The organism is Paraburkholderia tuberum STM678 (assembly GCF_902833905.1).
In the GTDB taxonomy this organism is placed as follows: Bacteria; Pseudomonadota; Gammaproteobacteria; order Burkholderiales; family Burkholderiaceae; genus Paraburkholderia; species Paraburkholderia tuberum.
Genome location: NZ_CADFGP010000023.1, coordinates 28024 through 46091 on the forward strand (window position 1 = coordinate 28024; position 18068 = coordinate 46091).

At 67.2% G+C, this 18068-nt stretch carries 15 protein-coding genes; 6 read left to right on the plus strand and 9 right to left on the minus strand.

From position 1 onward, the window contains the following. Window positions 1-51 precede the first annotated feature (51 nt). Together HWY30_RS20755 and HWY30_RS20760 are read left to right on the plus strand one after the other, a co-directional pair. Window positions 52-1446: a sigma-54 dependent transcriptional regulator gene (locus HWY30_RS20755; RefSeq protein WP_090801240.1), complete on the plus strand. Its 1395-nt coding sequence runs from the start codon at window positions 52-54 to the stop codon at window positions 1444-1446. A gap of 334 nt (window positions 1447-1780) precedes the next feature. Continuing rightward, window positions 1781-2752, plus strand: a complete 972-nt coding sequence (locus HWY30_RS20760) for a thymidylate synthase (RefSeq protein ID WP_090801238.1) — start codon at window positions 1781-1783, stop codon at window positions 2750-2752. A gap of 112 nt (window positions 2753-2864) precedes the next feature. On the opposite strand, the gene HWY30_RS20765 is transcribed toward HWY30_RS20760, so the two are convergent. Continuing rightward, the gene (locus HWY30_RS20765; protein WP_090801236.1) at window positions 2865-5399 is read right to left on the minus strand and encodes a DUF6600 domain-containing protein; all 2535 of its coding nucleotides are present in this window, start codon (window positions 5397-5399) and stop codon (window positions 2865-2867) included. Between the two features lie 149 nt (window positions 5400-5548). After that, the gene (locus HWY30_RS20770) at window positions 5549-6262 is read right to left on the minus strand and encodes an ArsR/SmtB family transcription factor (RefSeq protein WP_090801234.1); all 714 of its coding nucleotides are present in this window, start codon (window positions 6260-6262) and stop codon (window positions 5549-5551) included. A 208-nt stretch (window positions 6263-6470) separates the two neighbouring features. Between HWY30_RS20770 and HWY30_RS20775 the strand changes: the two genes are divergently transcribed. Further along, on the plus strand, window positions 6471-6611 hold the full coding sequence (locus tag HWY30_RS20775; protein ID WP_167368602.1) for a hypothetical protein: 141 nt from the start codon (window positions 6471-6473) through the stop codon (window positions 6609-6611). Between the two features lie 119 nt (window positions 6612-6730). Then, window positions 6731-7237 carry an acyl-CoA thioesterase gene (locus tag HWY30_RS20780; RefSeq protein WP_090801232.1) on the plus strand — a complete coding sequence of 169 codons (507 nt, stop codon included), beginning with the start codon at window positions 6731-6733 and terminating at the stop codon, window positions 7235-7237. Between the two features lie 10 nt (window positions 7238-7247). Here the strand turns inward: HWY30_RS20780 and fumC are convergent, their stop codons facing one another. The 5 genes from fumC to HWY30_RS20805 form a co-directional block, all read right to left on the minus strand. Continuing rightward, window positions 7248-8645 (minus strand): class II fumarate hydratase, encoded by a 1398-nt coding sequence (gene fumC / locus HWY30_RS20785; protein ID WP_090801230.1) that lies wholly within the window; start codon window positions 8643-8645, stop codon window positions 7248-7250. A gap of 15 nt (window positions 8646-8660) precedes the next feature. Continuing rightward, window positions 8661-10310, minus strand: coding sequence for a phospholipase D family protein (locus tag HWY30_RS20790; protein WP_176078924.1), 1650 nt, complete (start codon window positions 10308-10310; stop codon window positions 8661-8663). Window positions 10311-10511: 201 nt separating this feature from the next. After that, the gene (gene panS / locus HWY30_RS20795; RefSeq protein WP_090801228.1) at window positions 10512-11471 is read right to left on the minus strand and encodes a ketopantoate/pantoate/pantothenate transporter PanS; all 960 of its coding nucleotides are present in this window, start codon (window positions 11469-11471) and stop codon (window positions 10512-10514) included. Between the two features lie 343 nt (window positions 11472-11814). Beyond that, on the minus strand, window positions 11815-13230 hold the full coding sequence (locus HWY30_RS20800; RefSeq protein WP_090801226.1) for an MATE family efflux transporter: 1416 nt from the start codon (window positions 13228-13230) through the stop codon (window positions 11815-11817). 294 nt (window positions 13231-13524) lie between these two features. Continuing rightward, the gene (locus tag HWY30_RS20805) at window positions 13525-13743 is read right to left on the minus strand and encodes an RNA-binding S4 domain-containing protein (RefSeq protein WP_013090085.1); all 219 of its coding nucleotides are present in this window, start codon (window positions 13741-13743) and stop codon (window positions 13525-13527) included. A 336-nt stretch (window positions 13744-14079) separates the two neighbouring features. On the opposite strand from HWY30_RS20805, the gene HWY30_RS20810 reads away from it, so the two are divergent. After that, window positions 14080-14598, plus strand: a complete 519-nt coding sequence (locus HWY30_RS20810) for a hypothetical protein (RefSeq protein ID WP_090801225.1) — start codon at window positions 14080-14082, stop codon at window positions 14596-14598. A 53-nt stretch (window positions 14599-14651) separates the two neighbouring features. Here the strand turns inward: HWY30_RS20810 and HWY30_RS20815 are convergent, their stop codons facing one another. Further along, entirely contained in the window at window positions 14652-14876 is a 225-nt protein-coding gene (locus tag HWY30_RS20815) for a hypothetical protein (RefSeq protein ID WP_167368583.1), read from the minus strand. Here HWY30_RS20815 and HWY30_RS20820 point away from each other — a divergent pair. Further along, window positions 14840-17035: an ATP-dependent helicase gene (locus tag HWY30_RS20820; protein WP_090801220.1), complete on the plus strand. Its 2196-nt coding sequence runs from the start codon at window positions 14840-14842 to the stop codon at window positions 17033-17035. The genes HWY30_RS20815 and HWY30_RS20820 overlap by 37 nt on opposite strands. A gap of 89 nt (window positions 17036-17124) precedes the next feature. Here the strand turns inward: HWY30_RS20820 and HWY30_RS20825 are convergent, their stop codons facing one another. Beyond that, complete coding sequence (locus HWY30_RS20825; RefSeq protein ID WP_090801217.1) at window positions 17125-17892, minus strand: DUF4088 family protein; 768 nt, start codon at window positions 17890-17892, stop codon at window positions 17125-17127. Between the last annotated feature and the right edge of the window lie 176 nt (window positions 17893-18068).

The window sequence follows — 18068 nt, forward strand, 5'->3', positions numbered from 1 at the left end:
TTTCAGGTGCATGCGTCGTCCTTAACGTTCGTTGGCGAGAGGATCTGAATAATGGAACCCGCAACGCGGCAACTGATTTACGTTTCGCGTGACCCGAGCGCGGAACTGAATACGCGTTTTATGCAGCGTGGCTGGCATGTCGAAGTCGTGGGATCGGCGCGCGATGCGCGCCGGGCAGTGCGCACCGGCTCGGCTGCTGGCGGCCTGCTCGATCTGTCCAGTGATTTCCAGCCGCACGAAATCGCCGCTTTTGAATCCTGTTTGACCATGCCGAACGTCGGCTGGGTCGCTGCCACTACGCCTGGCCAACTCCAGGACGCCGCGTTGCGCCGGCTCGTGCGCGACTACTGTTTCGATTACGTGACGGTGCCGTCTTCTGGCGACCGTATTGTCGACTCGGTCGGTCATGCGTACGGCATGATCTCGCTGAGCGAAACGGCGTCGCACGACGGCTCGCAAGGCGCCGAGGGCGAGATGGTCGGCTCGTGCGACGCGATGCTCGCGCTGTTCCGCTCGATCCGCAAGGTCGCGATGACCGACGCGCCGGTGTTCATCTCCGGCGAATCGGGTACCGGCAAGGAGCTGACGGCAGTCGCCATTCATGAACGCTCGGCGCGGCGCAACGCGCCGTTCGTGCCGATCAATTGCGGTGCGATCCCGCCGCATCTTCTGCAATCGGAGCTGTTCGGCTATGAGCGCGGTGCGTTCACCGGCGCGAACCAGCGCAAGATCGGCCGGGTCGAGGCGGCCAACGGCGGCACGCTGTTTCTCGACGAAATCGGTGATCTGCCGCTCGAAAGCCAGGCGAGCCTGTTGCGCTTCCTGCAGGAGCGCAAGGTCGAGCGGCTCGGCGGCCATAGCGCGATCGACGTCGACGTGCGCATCATTTCGGCCACGCACGTGGACATGACCGCGGCGATGATCGAAGGGCGCTTCCGTTCCGACCTCTATCACCGCCTCTGCGTGCTGCAGATCGACGAGCCGCCGCTGCGCGCGCGCGGCAAGGACATCGAACTGCTCGCGCGGCACATGCTCGAACGTTTCAAGAAGGATGCGAGCCGCCGCCTGCGTGGCTTCGCGCCCGACGCGATCGCCGCGCTGCATAACTACGGCTGGCCCGGCAACGTGCGCGAACTGATCAATCGGGTGCGGCGCGCGATCGTGATGTCGGAGGGACGCGCGATCACCGCGCGCGACCTCGAACTTGCCGAATACGTCGAGATCGTGCCGGTGTCGCTCGCGCAGGCGCGCGAAGCGGCCGAGCGTCAGGCGATCGAGCTTGCGTTGCTGCGGCATCGCGGGCGGCTCGGAGACGCGGCGCAGGAACTTGGCATCTCGCGAGTAACGCTGTACCGGCTGCTGTGCTCGCACGGCATGCGTCATATGGAAGGTGAGCCGATGGCGCCGCCGCACGGCGATTTGCCGGCGTCGGTGCAGCATCTGTAGGCGGCGGGCGAGCGGTGAGACTGGCGACGTGGCATGTGAAGGTCTGGCGCGTCGCCGTGGGTCTCGGGCTGTGCCGGTTCGGACGGATTGACTGTGCCTTCCGGGCGCAGCGACGCCAGCCGGCAAGCGTCGCGTCGAAGCACTTTTGCATGCACGTGTTTGCCGCCCGTATATCGCGTACCGCGATGTTTTCCTTTCCGTCTGGTATTTCCCTCGATATTCCCCATGCGGCGCGCCATGCCCCGGCGGCGTGCGGTCGCGCTTGTTAGAATCGGGTTTTGCTCAATTCCGTGTGCGCGCCTGATCGGGTTCGCGCCGCGCCGAAGGAAACTGCATGAAACAATACCTGGACCTCGTCCGTACGATTCTCGACACCGGCACGTGGCAGGAAAACCGCACCGGCATCCGCACCATCAGCATGCCCGGCGCGATGCTGCGCTTCGATCTGCAACAAGGCTTTCCAGCGGTCACGACGAAGAAGCTCGCGTTCAAGTCGGCGATCGGCGAGCTGGTCGGGTTTCTGCGTGCTTCGCGCAGCGCCGCGGATTTCCGCGAGCTCGGCTGCAAGGTGTGGGACGGGAACGCGAATCAGAATGCGCAGTGGCTCGCCAATCCGTATCGCGAGGGTCCGGATGATCTCGGTGACGTCTACGGCGTGCAATGGCGCAAGTGGCCGGCCTACAAGGTGCTCGACGCCAGCGCAAGTGCACAACTCGCTGACGCGCAGGCGCGCGGTTTTCGCGTGATCACGCAGTTCGACGAAGAAGGCCGCTCGAAGGTGCTGCTTTACAAGGCGATCGACCAGCTGCGCCAGTGTCTCGACACGATCATGCAGAACCCCGCCGATCGACGCATTCTGTTCCATGCCTGGAACCCAGCCGTGCTCGACCAGATCGCTCTACCGGCTTGCCATCTGCTGTACCAGTTTCTGCCAAACGTTACGCGCCGCGAAATTTCGCTGTGCCTGTATATCCGCAGCAACGACGTCGGGCTTGGCACGCCCTTCAATCTGACCGAGGGCGCGGCGCTGCTGCATCTGGTCGGACGGCTGACGGGCTATACGCCGCGCTGGTTCAGCTATTTCATCGGCGATGCGCACATCTACGAGAATCAGCTCGATATGCTGCACCAGCAGCTCGAGCGCGAGCCGTACGAGAGTCCGCGGCTCGCGATTTCCGATCGCGTGCCCGACTACGCGAAGACCGGCGTGTACGAGCCGGAATGGCTCGAGACGATCGAGCCTGCGGATTTCTCTCTGGTCGGCTATCGGCATCACGAGCCGCTGACGGCGCCGATGGCGATCTGATGTCGGTGGGAGCGGGGCGGTAGCGCTCGCCCTCGTCGTCGTCGAATAACAGAAGCCCCGCGATGGTTTGCATCGCGGGGCTTTATTGTTGCCGGGACGGCAGGCGTCCTGCTTAGCTCTTGTGATGCTCGTCACGATTGCCGCCGCCCTGGTGCTGCTCGGCATGTTGCGGTTGCGGCTGGGGTTGCGGACGTGGCTGCTGCACCTGCTGGGGCCGCGGTTCGGGGCGTGGCTGCTGCATCTGCGGACGCGGCTCGGGCCGGGCTTGCGGCATCGGCTGTGAACGCGGTTCGAAATGCGGCTGCCGCGCCTGCTGGAACTGCGGTTCGGGCCGAGGGGCTTGCGGCATCGGCTGCGGACGCGGTTCGACACGCCGCTGTTGCGCCTGCTGCATTTGTGGTTCGGGACGCGGTTGCTGCGGTGGGACGGCGTGCGGCGCCTGTTGCGTCACAGGCGGATGCGAGTTTGGCACACGCGCCTGTTGCTGCGCGGCCGGGTTGTCCGGCGGATGGGGCACACCGGCCTGTTGCGCGAAGCTCGGCTGTTGCGGGCCGCCCGGTTGCGCCATGCGCGGTGCCTGCTGCGCCATCGGGGTATGCGGCTGCGTCCATGCCGGCTGAGACCTACCGACCGCGCCCCATTCCTGCGGCGCGCCGCGCTGCCGTGCGTACGCCGCCGCGTTGGCTGAATTCCCACCGGCTGCTTGCGGCGGCCGCGGCACACCATTCGACGGATGGCCCATATTGCCCGCGAGCCCGCTCTCGGCAGGCTGCGGCGGACGCGGCTTGCCGACCATCTGCGGCGGCATGCCCTGACGCGCTTGCGGCGCTTCGCCATGCGGCCCCACGACGCTGGCTTCGCCGGGCCGCTGGCCAGCCTGCTCGACGCCATGCGGGCCGTTACCGCCCATTGCGCCAGGCGCGCCGGGCGCACCCGCGGCCATCCCCGGCGGACGTCCCGGCACATGCGATTGCACGACCCGCACGTTCGCCATCGGCAGCGCGTTCGGTGCGCCGGTCATATGCGCCGGCACCGCGGTGCGCACGACCGGCTGGCCGCCGCCGGGCACCCGACCGCCGCTTTGCGCGAAGCGCTGCGCGAGCTCGTCGTGATAAGCGGCCGGCATGACGGGATTGCGAGTCGCGACGACCGGCCGGCCGACGACGCTCGCCGGTGGCCGGTAGTTCGCGCGCCGCAGATCCGACCCGAAGCTTTCGCGCACCGGCGCGATCCCCGGTGCGCCCGGGTTGATCCGCGCGTTGCGCCACTGCGCCGGATCGACCTTTTGCGAAAAGCGTCGGACTGGCTGACCGTGCACGAACGCTGTCGCCGGCACGGCTGTCACACCGCCCGGCACGCGATAGTTCACGTATGTGTTGTGGATGTTCACGTTGCGGCGGTAGTCGTTGACGATCGCCGTGCGGTTCACGCGGTCGTAGTACCCAGCGCTCCAGCGGTCGTGACCGCCCCAATGCGGATGCCACCGCTCGCCCGGCCCGAGCGGAAACCACGCGACGCCCGCCGCGATGACGCCGCCGACCGCCAGGTTCACACCCCAGTCGACGCCGCCGTCGTCGTCGCCGACGAATGCGACGAGCGCCGGCGCATAGACCGGCGTCGCGTCCGCTTCGAGCGGACCTGGCACCCAGGCCCACGTGCCGTCGAGCTCGGCCCAGCGGCCGTAGTGGTACGGCGCGAAGCCCCAAAGTTGGTCGTCGACCCAGGTCCAGCCCCACGGCGCCTGCCAGACCCAGTGGCCGTCGTGATACGGCGCCCAGCCGGCCGGCGTCGCACTCGGCACCCACACTTCGCCGTACTGCGGCGTCTCGCGCCATGTGCCGTTGGCATCGAGGTCCTCGTAGCCGGGGATGTCGCGCGACACGTAGCGCGCCGACAGCGAGCGGTCTTCGGTGGCGTCGCGGCTGGCGGCCCACTGGTCGAGTTCGTCGAGAGCAGGGGCGCGGTTGTCGGCGAGCTGCTGCAGGCTGGTGCCGGCAAAGCGGATCTGCTGACCCGCCGCGACCGGCACTTGGCCGCCGTCGCCGTATGCGATCGCGCTGCCGCTGCGCACGGTGACGGTCGTACTGCTGCCGTCCGGCGCGACGTCGACACGGTAGTCGCCGGGACCATTTACGCCGAGCGCAAGGTTCGGCGTGTCGATTTCATACGACGAGCCCGGCGCGAGCTCGCGCACGCGCGTCGATAGCGTGCCTTGCGCGACTTTCAGTTGCGCGGTCGTGTCGTCGAGATTGAGCACGTCGAGGCTCGTGTTCTGGCCGAGGCGCACCGCGGTCGAGCCGATGTGCAGCTCGGAGCGTGCGTTCTGGTCGTTCCATAGCTGGTCGCCGGTCGTCAGCGGCCGGTTGATCTGCGCGTACGACCAGTCGGTCGCGCCGGCGGGCTCGGTGGTCACGGCGCCGGCCGTGTAGTTCAGCCGCGCGACGCGCCCCGGCGGATCGCCCCCCGACGGAGCGCCGCCCGACGGATCGCCGCCCGGCCCGACGGCCGCCGCGGCTTGTGGCGTGGGTGTCGCTTGCTGCGCCAGGGCGCTCTGCGCCGCGAGCGCGACGGCGGCCGCGATCAGCGTATAGCCGCTCATCCGGCGTCGGATCCCGGCATGCTGCACCGGTTGCTTGGCGTGTGTCATGACTGATCTCCGACGGACGCGGCAATGGGCCGGGTCCGTTCAGTCACTGTACTTGCCGCCTATGTTTCAAGAGTCGCTCATTTGTAATGTGGACTCACTGGCGTGTAACAAAAGGTCTCGCGGCGTCGGGCCGCCGGCAGGTGAACGGTCTATCCGGCCAGAAACGCATCGAACTGTTGATGGCCGGCCGGCGTGACGCGCAGCACGCGCGGCCGCTCGGCCCGCTCGACCCAGCCATGCGCCGACCACGCATCGAGCAACGCCGCGCCGAGCGCGCCGCCCAGATGCGGTCGGCGCATGCTCCAGTCGAGGCAGGTGCAAGCGAAGCGCCGCCGTCGGGTCTTCTGCGCGGCCATATCGACGCCCCAGTCGGCGAAGCGGGCGACGCCCTGCGCGGTCGCTTCGAGCGATGCGCCGTCTTGCGTCAGCAGTCCGCGCTCGAGCATCCGCTCGAACATGCGCACCGACAGCTCGCCTGCCATGTGGTCGTAACAGGTGCGCGCGTAGCGCATTTCTAGCGGCACGGTGCGTGCCGGACGCGGCACGGAGCGCTGTGGCGCGCTGACCTGCGCGACGTTGGCGAGTGCTTCGATCGATGCGGCGATGTCCGCCGACGCGATACGGAAATAGCGATGCCGGCCGCGCACTTCGAGCGCGAGCAGCCCGCCGTCGGTGAGCCGTCCGAGATGGGCGCTCGCCGCCGATGGCGACAGCCCCGCGATCATCGTCAGTTCGCCGGCTGGGCGGGCGCTGCCGTCCATTAGCGCCCACAGCATCGCGGCGCGGCCGGGATCGGCGAGTAGCGCGCCGATGCGGCTCAGGCCGGGGAAGTGGTTCTGGTCGTCTAAGAGGGGGGCGGTCATGGCGCGTCTCCTGAATGGGCCAAAGGGCAGCGCGGTCCAATCGCAAAGCCCGCCGCCACGATTCCTACTCTACGCGCATCGGGTATTCGATGTTTCAGCTTCGCGTGAACAATCGATGTGACGGACGTGTCCGGCTCGGTCCGCGTTTGCGCGTCGTCGCGAGCCGCCAGGCTAGAATCGAAGCCTGTCCTCGCAGGAAATCGATGTGATGAAAACTCTTCTCGCCGTCGCCGCGGCGGTTCTGCTGTCCAGCGCCTGCGCGGGGGGCGGAGCCGGCTCGGGGTCGGCCGGCAGCGGCAGCATCAACATGTACGGCACCGTCGACACAGGGATCAGCGTCCACAACTAAGGCCCACCCTCGGCCCATCGGCGCGCTTCGCGCCGCGTCCCCAATCGACGCCGCGCCGCGCGCAATATTGCGCTCGTATAATCGCCTCCTTTCAATGCATCCGATTGACCGGAGTCAAGATGAGCACTGTTCCCACCGCACCGCTGGACCGTTCGGAAACCACCTTCCGCTTTCTCGCCGAGCCGACCTCGGTCAACTTCGGCGGCAAGGTGCATGGCGGCGCGCTGATGAAGTGGATCGACGAAACCGCCTACGCATGCGCGGCGGTATGGTCTGGGCGCTATTGCGTGACGGTCAGCGTCGGCAATATCCGTTTCCGTCGGCCGATCCTCGTCGGCAATCTGGTCGAGCTGCGCGCGCGCGTCGTCGCGACGGGCCGCACCAGCATGCACATCCACGTGTCGGTGCACGCGGGCGATCCGAAGGGCGGCGAACTGCTGCAGACCACCGACTGTCTCGTCGTCATGGTCGCCGTCAACGAGAACGGCCATCCGGTGCCGGTGCCCGCCTTCCTGCCAGAGACCGACGAACAGAAACGCCTCGCCAGGTACGCGATGGACGTGAAGGAAGCGCTCGACGCGATCGTCGAGCTGAAGCCGGAAGAAGTCGCGCAGGGAAAGATCTAAGCGCGCAGCATCATGCGGTGCGTCCGACCATATCCTTCGGTCGCACCCACTCGTCGAACTGCTGCTCGGTGAGATAGCCGAGCGCCAGCGCCGACGCCTTCAGCGTCGTGCCTTCCTTGTGCGCCTTCTTCGCGATCTGCGCGGCCTTGTCGTAGCCGATGTGCGGATTGAGCGCCGTCACCAGCATCAGCGATTCGTTGAGCAAGGTATCGATGCGCTCGTGATTCGGCTCGATGCCGGCCGCGCAGTTGTCGTTGAAGCTGTGCGCGCCGTCGGCGAGCAGGCGCACCGACTGCAGCACGTTGTGCGCGATCATCGGACGGAACACATTGAGCTCGAAGTTGCCGCTCGCGCCGCCGATGTTCACGGCGACGTCGTTGCCGAACACCTGCGCGCACAGCATCGTCAACGCTTCGGACTGGGTCGGATTGACCTTGCCCGGCATGATCGAGCTGCCCGGCTCGTTTTCGGGGATCGACAGCTCGCCGAGACCGCAGCGTGGGCCGCTCGCGAGCCAGCGGATGTCGTTGGCGATCTTGTTCAGGCTCGCGGCCACCGTTTTGAGCGCGCCGTGCGCGAATACCAGCGCGTCGGCGGCTGCCATCACCTCGAACTTGTTCGGCGCCGACACGAACGGCAGACCGGTCAGCTTGCCGATCGCGGCGGCGACGCCGTCGGCGAAATTCGGGTGCGCGTTCAGTCCCGTGCCGACCGCGGTGCCGCCCTGCGCAAGCTCGTACAGATGCGGCAACGCCGACTCGACGTGCCGGATGCCGTGCTCGAGCTGCGCGACATAGCCCGAGAATTCCTGGCCGAGCGTGAGCGGCGTCGCGTCCTGCAGGTGCGTGCGGCCGATCTTGACGACGTCGGTGAACGCTTTCGCCTTGCCGTCGAGCGTGTCGCGCAACGTCTTCAGCGCGGGCAGCAGATGCTTGACGATGGCATCCGCGGCAGCCACGTGCATCGCGGTCGGAAACACGTCGTTCGACGACTGCCCGCGATTCACGTCATCGTTCGGATGCACCTTGCGCGCTTCGCCGCGCTCGCCGCCGAGCAGCTCGCTCGCGCGGTTCGCGATCACCTCGTTCAGGTTCATGTTGGTCTGCGTGCCCGAGCCGGTCTGCCAGACCGCCAGCGGAAATTCGTCCGGATGCTTGCCGTCGATGATCTCGTCGGCCGCCTGCATGATCGCGCGGGCCTTCTGCTCGTCGAGCACACCGAGGCCGAGGTTGACCTCGGCGGCCGCGCGCTTGATCACCGCGAGCGCGGTGATCAGCTCGGGCGACTGCTTTTCCGTCGAAATCTTGAAGTTCTGCAGCGAGCGCTGCGTCTGCGCGCCCCACAGGCGGGCGTTCGGCACCGCGATTTCGCCGAACGTGTCGCGCTCCATCCGTACGTCTTCAGTCATGGTTGACTCCGCTTCTCAAAGTTCCGAGTTGACAGGCAATAACGAGAATAGACCCGTTAGCGCATTCCGGTAAAAACCGGCCTGCGGATCGAAAATGTAGGTGCGTGTCTGGCCGTTCTCGACGTCGGTCCAGACGAGCGGCGACAGGGGCGCGCCGATCGAGCGCAGATAGGCGAGCTGGGCCGCGTCGGCGAGCGTCACGTGGTAGCTGTGATCGGGCTGGATGGCGCGCTCGATGATGCCGGCGACCTGATTCGCGAGTTCGGGGCTGTGGATCACGAGTGCTAGCTCGGTGTTCAGATTGGCCGAGCGCGGGTCGAGGTTCATCGAGCCGATGACGAGAATCTGGTGGTCGATCACATAAGTCTTCGCATGCAAACTCGCGCGCGAACGCGAGCCGACCAGCCCCACGTTCGGCGTGTCCTGGAATGACCTGAATTCGTACAGTTCGACGCCTGCCTTTAGCAGCGGCACCCGGAACGGGCTGTAGCCGGCCTGCACGGCGACCGCGTCGGTAGCCGCGAGCGAGTTGGTCAGCACTGCGATGCGGATGCCGCGGCGCGTGAGCTCGCCGGCCGCCTGCACGCCCGACACGTGCGGCACGAAGTAGGGCGACACGATCAGGAAGTCGTGCTGCGCGTCGCGCATCAGTTCGCGCAGCCGCGCGAGCGGCGGGCTCACGTAGTCCGGCGACGGATGCGCGATCTTCTCCGGCAGGTCCGCCCAGAATTCCGCACTTGCCCACGTGAGGCCGAGCTGCTCGCTCGTAATCTGCGCGGCGAGCGGCGTCGCGTTCAGCGGTTTCGCGTTGTACGGATCGGCATTGGTGCGCCAGTGGTGGCGCAGGTCGTCGCGCGTCTGGTCGAGTTCTTTCTGGTCGAATTTCTGCTTGTTCAGCGCACGCAGCGGATAGGCGAGGTCGCTGTTCCAGTAGTCGTCGAAACTCGCTGAGACGTCGGCGACGATCGGGCCCGCCGCGAGCACGTCCATGTCGCGGAACTGCAGCGTTTCGCTGGCGCTGAAGTACTCGTCGCCAAGATTGCGCCCGCCGACGATCGCGAGCTGGTTGTCCGCGATCATCGCCTTGTTGTGCATGCGGCGCGTGAAGTGGCCGATCTGCGTGAAGACGTTCGTGGTGCGCTCGAACATGCCTTGCTGGGCGCTGCCGAACGGATTGAAGACGCGGATCTCGATGTTGTCGTGCGAGTTCAGCCCCGCCATGATGCGGTCGATGTCCTTGAAGTTCAGATCGTCGACCAGCATGCGCACGCGCACGCCGTGATCGGCCGCATACAGCGCGGCGCCGAGCAGCAGCTTGCCGGTGGTGTCCTCGTTGGCAATGTAGTACTGCATGTCGAGGGTTTTGGTCGCCGCGCGCGCGAGCGCGATGCGCATCTGCAGCGCGTCGGTGCCGTTCGCCAGCACGCGAAAGCCCGACTGCTCCGGATGCTTCGCCTCGAACGGCGCGAGCGCTTCGCGCAGCGGCGTATCCGCGGTGGCGGGGAGTGCGTGCGTGAGCTGGCGGTCGAACGCGGTGGCGGGCGGCTTCGTCGCGCAGGCGGTCACCAATGCCGCCGCGCAACAGAGCAGGAAAAATTGCCTCGTCGTGCTGACTGTCGAGTGGCGGCGCGCGGCCCGCCGATGTTGTTCGAATTGGCCCTGCACGCTGTTTTCCCCTTGTTTTGCAAGCTTTTCGCGTGGCGACAGCGAAGGCCTGCGCACGCTGTCGAGAAAACCATTCTAAGGGAATTGGGGCGCGTGTTCGTCGTTCGTCTGCAAACGCAGCAGAGTGCCGCGCGTCGGTCGGGGGGCGCCGCGATTCGGTGATCCATCAACTGATGCGAACCGCGGTGCGCGGACGCTCTATCAGACGCGCTCGGCGTGCAGCGCGCGCTCGCCATCGGAATGGGTCGAGCCTTTCGCCGGGCGACCCGCCCACACTCCCGCGAGCAGCGAGCCCGACAGGTTGTGCCAGACCGAGAACAGCGCACCCGGCAGCGCGGCGAGGGGCGTGAAGTAGAGCTTGCCGAGCGTCGCGGCGAGACCGGAGTTCTGCATGCCCACTTCGATCGCGAGCGTACGGCAGACGGCCTCGTCGAAACCGAGCAGACGGCCGCCCCAGTAGCCGCCGAGCAGGCCGATGCCGTTGTGCAGGATGACGCCGACCATCACGACGAGGCCCACCGACGCGATGCTCTTCTGCGTGCCACCCACCACCGCGCCGATGATCAGCACGATCGCGACCATCGACACGAGCGGCAGGATCGGTTCGATCTTGCGCACGAGCTTGCCGAACAGATGATTGACGACGAGACCGACGACGATCGGCAGCGCGACTATCTGCAGGATGCTCATCAGCATGCCGTGCACGTCGACGACGATCGACGCGTCGACGTAAAGGCGCGTGAGCAGCGGGGTCGCGAACACGCCGACGAGCGTCGACAGCGCGCTGATCGTCACCGACAGCGCGACGTCGCCGCGCGCGAGATAAATCATCACGTTCGACGCGGTGCCGCTGGCGACGCTGCCGACCAGCACCATGCCGGCGGTCAGCTCGGGCGGCATGCGCAGCGCCCTGGCGATGACCCACGCGGCGAGCGGCATCACGAGGTAGTGCAGCACGATGCCGGCGATCACCGGCGCGGGCCGCGAAAACACGCGCAGGAAATCGCCGGCCGACAGCGTGACGCCCATCGCCAGCATGATGATCGTGAGGAGCGTGGTGACGTGCGGCGCAACGCCGGAAAACGAGGCCGGCGAGAAGTACGCGGCGACCGAGACGAGCACGGCCCAGAGCGGGAACAGGCGGGTGACGCGGGCAAGCATGGCGGGTGGTCCTTGGTTATGTTGTATCGCGGGAAAGCGGGGGCTGCGGCGCGGCCGGGTGTCGGCTGGCGGCTGGCGTTGCGGCGTTTGCCGCGCCAAAGCGGGTGAAGCGGCTGCGGCAAGCGCCGTGGCGAAAGCGCGGCAAAAACGGCCGGCCAATTGAAGCCGCACGCGAAGCGGGCAATGGTGAGCGCGCGAGCGGCGCCAGTCCCGCGCCTGCCTTCGTGAGGCGCGCCGTCGTGCGGTTCGTGGCGCGTGAGCGCGGGTTAGCGCTCGCGTGCCGCGGCGGCCATTTTACCTTTTACAGGGAGTGCTTCAGGAGGGGAGCGTACGGCTACTTCGCTCAAACCGAGCGCGCGGGCGGCGTGGCCGATGCCGCCGTCGGCGCCTGCCGTCGGCTCAGCCTGTGAAAACGCAGCGTCATCAGCAGCGCGACGCTCGCGAGACCTGCGGCGAGCCCCCACCACAAGCCGCGCGCGCCGAGGCCGGCGTGAAACGCGAGCAGATAGCCGGTCGGAAAACCGATCACCCAGTAGCCGAACGCGGCGGCGATCATCGGCACGCGCGTGTCCTTCAGGCCGCGCAGACAACCGGAGCCCACCGCCTGCATCCCGTCGACGATCTGGAAAATCGCCGCCACGCCGAGCAGCGAACTGGCGAGCGCGATGGTCGGCGCGTTGGCCGGGTCGTCCAGATGCAGATACAGACCGACGATCCAGTGCGGCGCGGTGATCAGCACGAGGCCCGACATCGACATGAAGCCGACGCCGAGGGCGAGCGCGACGAAGCCCGCGTGGCGCGCGGCGAGCGGCTGACCGGCGCCGGCCCAGTAGCCGACCCGCACGTTGGCCGCCTGGCCGATCGACAGCGGCACCATGAACGCGACCGACGCGACGTTCAGCGCGATCTGATGCGCGGCCAGTTGCGATTCGCCGAGCAGGCCGACCATCAGGCCGGTGGCGAGGAACAGCGTCGACTCGACGCCGTAGGTGATCGCGACCGGCCAGCCGATGCCGAACAATTCGCCCATCAACGGCAGCTTGGGCCGCGTCGCGACGACGAAATGGCGGAAGCGCGGCCGCAGATGCAGCAGCGCCATCAGCACGAGCGCGGTCAGCCACACGGTGATCGTGGTCGCGGCCGCCGAGCCGAGAAAACCCAGCCGCGGCAGCCCGTACGCGCCGTGGATGAGCCCGTAGTTCAGGAAGCCGTTCACGCCGACGCTCGCGATCGACACCCACAACAGGCGCCGTGCCGCGCCGATCGCCGGCAGAAACGAGCGCATCAGGCCGACGCCGATCAGGCTCGCGGGTGCGCCCCAGCGCAACACCGCCGCGTATCGGCCGACGTTGTGCGCGAGCAGGCCCGGCTCGCCGACCGCGAGCAGGATCCTCGACGCGAACGACAGCAGGATGAACGCCGGCACCGACAGCAGCACCGACAGCACGAAACCGGTCCAGTAAATATGCGGCACCCGGCCGTCGTCCCGCGCGCCGCGCGCGTGCGCGACGCTGACGCTGACCGAGGTCAGCACGCCCTGCAGCAGCGTGACGACGACGAAAAAGAGGTTCGCGCCGAGGCCGCCGGCGGCGAGCGCATCGGGGCCGAGCGAGCCGAGCAGGATCGTGTCGGTGACGCTCATCGCCATTTGCGACAGTTGCGCGATCGCGAGCGGCGCGGCGAGCCGCGCGGTGTCGGCCGCGTGGCGGGATAGGGTCGGCGGCCGGCTGGCCGCGCGGGCGAAGCTGGGTTGAGTCATCGAATGCCTGACGGCGAAAAGTGGTAGCGGTGGCAACAGCGGTGGCGTCAGCGAAAGGCGGGCGCGAGCGGCGCCGCATTGCATCTCGCTGCGCGCTCCGACGGGCGTTGGAGCGACCGGGCAGCGGGCGGGAAAAAACCGCGACGCGGCGTCGAGCCGGTCAGCCGACTCCTCGCCCGTGGCGCGGTCCGTCGTTTACCTGTCGAAACCGACAGCTTATTGCCTCCCCCGGCCGCTGTCGATGGACGACGCACAATTCTGGTGCGTGCCGTCCTGCGATTTTCCGGACTGCCGTCAGCCTTCGTGGACCGCGATCCGCGTATCGCCGAGCAGTACGACCTGGCCCGCGCGGATCTTGCAGGTCTTACGCGTCTCGACCCGGCCATCGACCATCACGGCGCCGTCGGCAACCATCATTTTCGCGGAGCCGCCACTATCCGCGAGGCCCGTGATCTTCAGCAGATTGTGGAGTTCGACGTATTCGCCGGTCAGCGTGAAATTGAGGTTGGGCATGGCGTTTGCACCTTTGGGCACGGGGTCGCGTTGGGGTTCGCATCATAAAGCAAGCGCACCCGGAACGGCGGCGCGGCCATCCGGCGAGCCCTTCGCGCAAGCAAATGAAAGTAGATGTTATTCAGTTGTCGGAAAGTGAAACGTTCCGTAACGCTGGTCGCACCGGACGGATTTCACTCTTAGAGTGCAGTTTCAGCAGCAAAGCCCGCTGGCTTCCGGGATCGCTCCCCGGCCGCCCATCCAGCGACGCACAGACCGGACGAGGCGCGCGCGACGTCCCGTCATCACGACGCCAGAGAGTCCGCCCGTGTCACAACAACTCCAGAGAGGATAACCATGACCCAGATTCGTTCGCTCCTGTTCGGTACCGCCCTCACTGCTTTTGCCGCGACGGCGGCCGTTGCGCAGACCGCGCAGCCGGCAGCAGGCATCGGCGCTCAGCCGCAGATCCAGAGCCAGGGCGCCGCCGACATGGCGCCGCCGTCCGCGGCTGGCGCCCAGCGCATGCAGGTGGCGCCTTCGACGCAGGGCATGCAGCAAGTCCCGGGCGCACCCGCCGCGCAAGGCGTCGAGGCGCCGCCGCCGGCCCGTTTGACGGCTTCGGGCTCCACCGACCCGCTCGTGCAGAAGCGCGACGCCGACGCGAAGGCCAACGCCGAGTATCGCGCGGCCAGGAAGTCCTCGAAAGCGGAATTGAAGGCGGAGCAGAAGGCCGCGAAGGACCAGTACAAGGAGCAGGTGCGCGGCGCGAAGCTGAACCAGAAGGCGGACAAACAGACCGCCAATAACGAAATGAAGATGAACATGGAAGGGCAGGCTGCCGCGCAGGGCGACGGCGCGGACGTCAAGCACTAAGCCCTGCTGGATGCCGCGGCGCGCGGGTCTGCGAGGCTCGCGCGCCGCGGGCGTCAGGCGAAGGCCGACAAGAAAGCCGCGCTCGCCCAGGCGAAAGCGGACAAGACCACAGTCGACGCGCAGGCCGACGCCGACAAGGCCAGCGCTGCTGCCAACCTGAAGGACGCGAAGAAACAGTAGTGCGCGGCGTAGACCGGCGGATAGGCGCCCGAAAAAAGGGGCGCTTGTCGCATGAGGTTGTATGGATATACAGTCTGCGTCGCATCCTGAAAATCCATCCAACCCGCGAAACCGATCAGTGTCCACCGTCGCCGAATCCGCTCCGTCGTTCGATACCGCCGCCTGGCTAGCGAAGCTCAACGACGCCCAACGCGAAGCCGTCGAATACGGGACCGACACGCCAGACGCGCTGCCCGGCGCGCTGCTCGTGATCGCGGGCGCCGGCTCCGGCAAGACCAACACGCTCGCGCACCGCGTCGCCAATCTGGTGGTGAAGGGCGCCGATCCGCAGCGCATCCTGCTGTTGACCTTCTCGCGCCGCGCGGCGCTCGAAATGATTCGCCGCGTGACCCGCATCGCGGGCGCTGCGGCCACTACCGTCGGCCCACGCGCCGCGCTCGCGCAAGGGCTCACGTGGGCGGGTACCTTCCATAGTGTCGGCGCGCGGCTGTTGCGCGAATACGCGGATCTGATCGGCCTCGCGCCCGCGTTCACGATCAACGACCGCGAAGACTCCGCCGACCTGATGAACCTGGTGCGCCACGAGCTTGGACTGTCCGCGAAGGAGCGGCGCTTTCCGGCGAAGGGCACCTGCTTCGCGATCTACTCGCGTGTCGTCAACACCGGCGCATCGCTCGGCCAGGTATTGGACCGCGCGTTTCCGTGGTGTCGCGAGTGGGAGGACGATCTGCGCCGGCTGTTCGCCGCATACGTCGACGCCAAACAGAAGCAGAGCGTGCTCGACTACGACGATCTGCTGCTCTACTGGTCGCACATGGCCGCCGAGCCCAGCATCGCGGCCGATCTGTCGGCGCGTTTCGATCATGTTCTGGTCGACGAATACCAGGACACCAACCGCCTGCAGGCGTCGATCCTGCTCGCGATGAAGCCGGACGGCCGAGGCCTGACCGTGGTCGGCGACGACGCGCAGTCGATCTATTCGTTTCGCGGCGCGACGGTGCGCAATATCCTCGACTTTCCCACGCAGTTCGAGCCGCCCGCCAGGCAGGTCACGCTCGAGCGCAACTATCGCTCGACCGAGCCGATTCTCGCCGCGTCGAACGCGGTGATCGAACTCGCGAGCGAGCGCTACACCAAGAATCTGTGGACCGACAAGGCGTCGGCGCAGCGCCCGCGCCTCGTCACGGTCGCCGACGATGCCGCGCAAGCTCGCTACGTCGTCGAGCAGGTGCTCGAGGCGCGCGAGCAGGGCGTGAAGCTGAAGTCGCAGGCGGTATTGTTTCGCGCCGCGCATCACAGCGCCGCGCTCGAGATCGAGCTCACGCGCCGCAACATTCCATTCGTCAAGTTCGGCGGGCTCAAATTTCTCGACTCGGTGCATGTGAAGGACGTGCTCGCGGTGCTGCGCTGGGCCGAGAATCCGCGCGATCGCGTCGCCGGCTTTCGCGTCGTGCAGCTGCTGCCGGGCGTCGGCCCGGCCACTGCGGCGAAGGTGCTCGACGACATCGTCGCGCGCGCGGACGGCGGCGATCCGGTCGCGACTGCGGGCGGTGTGCTGGCCGCGTTTGCGGCGCCCGCGCGCACGCAGGAAGACTGGCATCCGTTCGTCAAGCTGATGTCGAGCGTGTACGGCCGGCAAACGCCGTGGCCCGCCGAGTTCGAGATGGTGCGGCGCTGGTACGAGCCGCATCTGGAGCGTAATCACGAGGACGCCGCGATCCGCCACGCGGACCTGCTGCAGATGGAAAGCATCGCGGGTACGTATCCGTCGCGTGAACGCTTCCTGACCGAATTGACGCTCGATCCGCCCGACGCGACCAGCGACGAATCCGGCGTGCCGCTGATCGACGAGGACTACCTGATCCTGTCGACGATCCATTCGGCGAAGGGTCAGGAGTGGCGCAACGTGTTCGTGCTGAACGGCGTCGACGGCTGTATTCCGTCCGATCTCGGCACCGGCAGCGACGAGGAAATCGACGAGGAGCGGCGCCTGCTTTACGTGGCAATGACGCGCGCGAAGGAAGACCTGCACATCGTCGTGCCGCAGCGCTTTTACGTGCACAGCCAGACGCATCTGGGCGACCGCCATGTGTGGGCGTCGCGCACGCGCTTCATCGCCACGCCGATGCTGCCGCTGTTCGACGCCTATGCATGGCCGCGCATTGCGGTGGCGAGCGCGCCGAGCGCGGCGGGGTTCGCCGCGGCCGCGCAGGCGAAGATCGAGATCGCGGCGAAGCTCAGGAAGATGTGGGATTGAGCCGCTAGCACCGCGCGTTGGGATCGACGCGCGGGCAGGGGGCGCGTCGATCCGACGAAGGGACGCGCGCCGCGCGGGTCAGTGGAAGCTCAGCGCGACTGCCGCTGCTGTTGCTGCGCGACCGGAGGCGGCGGCACGAAGAAATTGCGCAGCCATGCCGCGAGCCGCGAGAACACGTCGTACGGCTCCTCGACGAAAATCTCCGGCTTCAAGAGCCGCAGATACTCCATGATCTGCTGCGCTTCCTGCTTCTGGAACGTGCCGTGCGAAATGCCTAGCCGCAACAGCCCACGCAGTTCGCCGAGCTTCTCGCGCGCGGTGCTGCCCACGCTCGTCTCGCACGCGACCTTCGCCTCGTAGACGCGCTGGCGCAGCGATTCGACGAGCCGCCATGCCGGCGTCTGCATCACTTCCTCGAGCGCCTGAATGTCCTGCACCGTGCTCTTGATCTGCGAGGCGAGGGGGTCGACCAGCGTCGCGTCGCCTTCCGCTTCCTTGACGATTGCGGCGGCCCAGTCGCGGCATTGCTTGGTGAGCTCCTCGGGCGTCCATTCCGAGCGCGCCGCGAAACCGAAGCCGAACTCGCCCGCCTGCCGCATCAGGATCGACACGACGTCCGGGAATTCCTTGTCGAGCGTGCGTTTGGCCCACGCGTACTGGCCGCCTTGCAGCATCCGCTGTACCGCGTGCTCGGTGAGCGGCACCATGTTGTCGAGTAGCTTGGCGCGTAAGAAATCCTCGAACGACGGCGTCGCGAACTGCGGATCGAGCTTCAGCGAGACCCGTAAAAAGGCCTCGAAGTCCTTGCGCAGCGACGCGACGGTCTCGTCCTTGAGCTTCAGGGTGATTTGACCCATGTGTTATCCCGTTTAATGCGGCCGCGCGCGGCGCGCCGTCGCAAGATCGCCCGGCCGCTCGCGGACCGAGGCGATGCGACGCCGGTTGCCGACGCGCTTGATTCCAGCCTGTTGCCGCGTAACCAGCGGGACGACTCCCGATGAGCGGACCTCGACTGCATATCGGCGGGGTGGCG

Coding starts and splice junctions, on each gene's coding strand:
- HWY30_RS20800 (WP_090801226.1), bottom strand. CDS start 13,230: ATGACTCAACCCAGCTTCGCCCGCGCGGCCAGCCGGCCGCCGACCCTA.
- HWY30_RS20780 (WP_090801232.1), top strand. CDS start 6,731: ATGAGCACTGTTCCCACCGCACCGCTGGACCGTTCGGAAACCACCTTC.
- fumC (WP_090801230.1), bottom strand. CDS start 8,645: ATGACTGAAGACGTACGGATGGAGCGCGACACGTTCGGCGAAATCGCG.
- HWY30_RS20775 (WP_167368602.1), top strand. CDS start 6,471: ATGAAAACTCTTCTCGCCGTCGCCGCGGCGGTTCTGCTGTCCAGCGCC.
- HWY30_RS20760 (WP_090801238.1), top strand. CDS start 1,781: ATGAAACAATACCTGGACCTCGTCCGTACGATTCTCGACACCGGCACG.
- HWY30_RS20770 (WP_090801234.1), bottom strand. CDS start 6,262: ATGACCGCCCCCCTCTTAGACGACCAGAACCACTTCCCCGGCCTGAGC.
- panS (WP_090801228.1), bottom strand. CDS start 11,471: ATGCTTGCCCGCGTCACCCGCCTGTTCCCGCTCTGGGCCGTGCTCGTC.
- HWY30_RS20810 (WP_090801225.1), top strand. CDS start 14,080: ATGACCCAGATTCGTTCGCTCCTGTTCGGTACCGCCCTCACTGCTTTT.
- HWY30_RS20765 (WP_090801236.1), bottom strand. CDS start 5,399: ATGACACACGCCAAGCAACCGGTGCAGCATGCCGGGATCCGACGCCGG.
- HWY30_RS20820 (WP_090801220.1), top strand. CDS start 14,840: ATGGATATACAGTCTGCGTCGCATCCTGAAAATCCATCCAACCCGCGA.
- HWY30_RS20755 (WP_090801240.1), top strand. CDS start 52: ATGGAACCCGCAACGCGGCAACTGATTTACGTTTCGCGTGACCCGAGC.
- HWY30_RS20805 (WP_013090085.1), bottom strand. CDS start 13,743: ATGCCCAACCTCAATTTCACGCTGACCGGCGAATACGTCGAACTCCAC.
- HWY30_RS20825 (WP_090801217.1), bottom strand. CDS start 17,892: ATGGGTCAAATCACCCTGAAGCTCAAGGACGAGACCGTCGCGTCGCTG.
- HWY30_RS20815 (WP_167368583.1), bottom strand. CDS start 14,876: ATGGATTTTCAGGATGCGACGCAGACTGTATATCCATACAACCTCATG.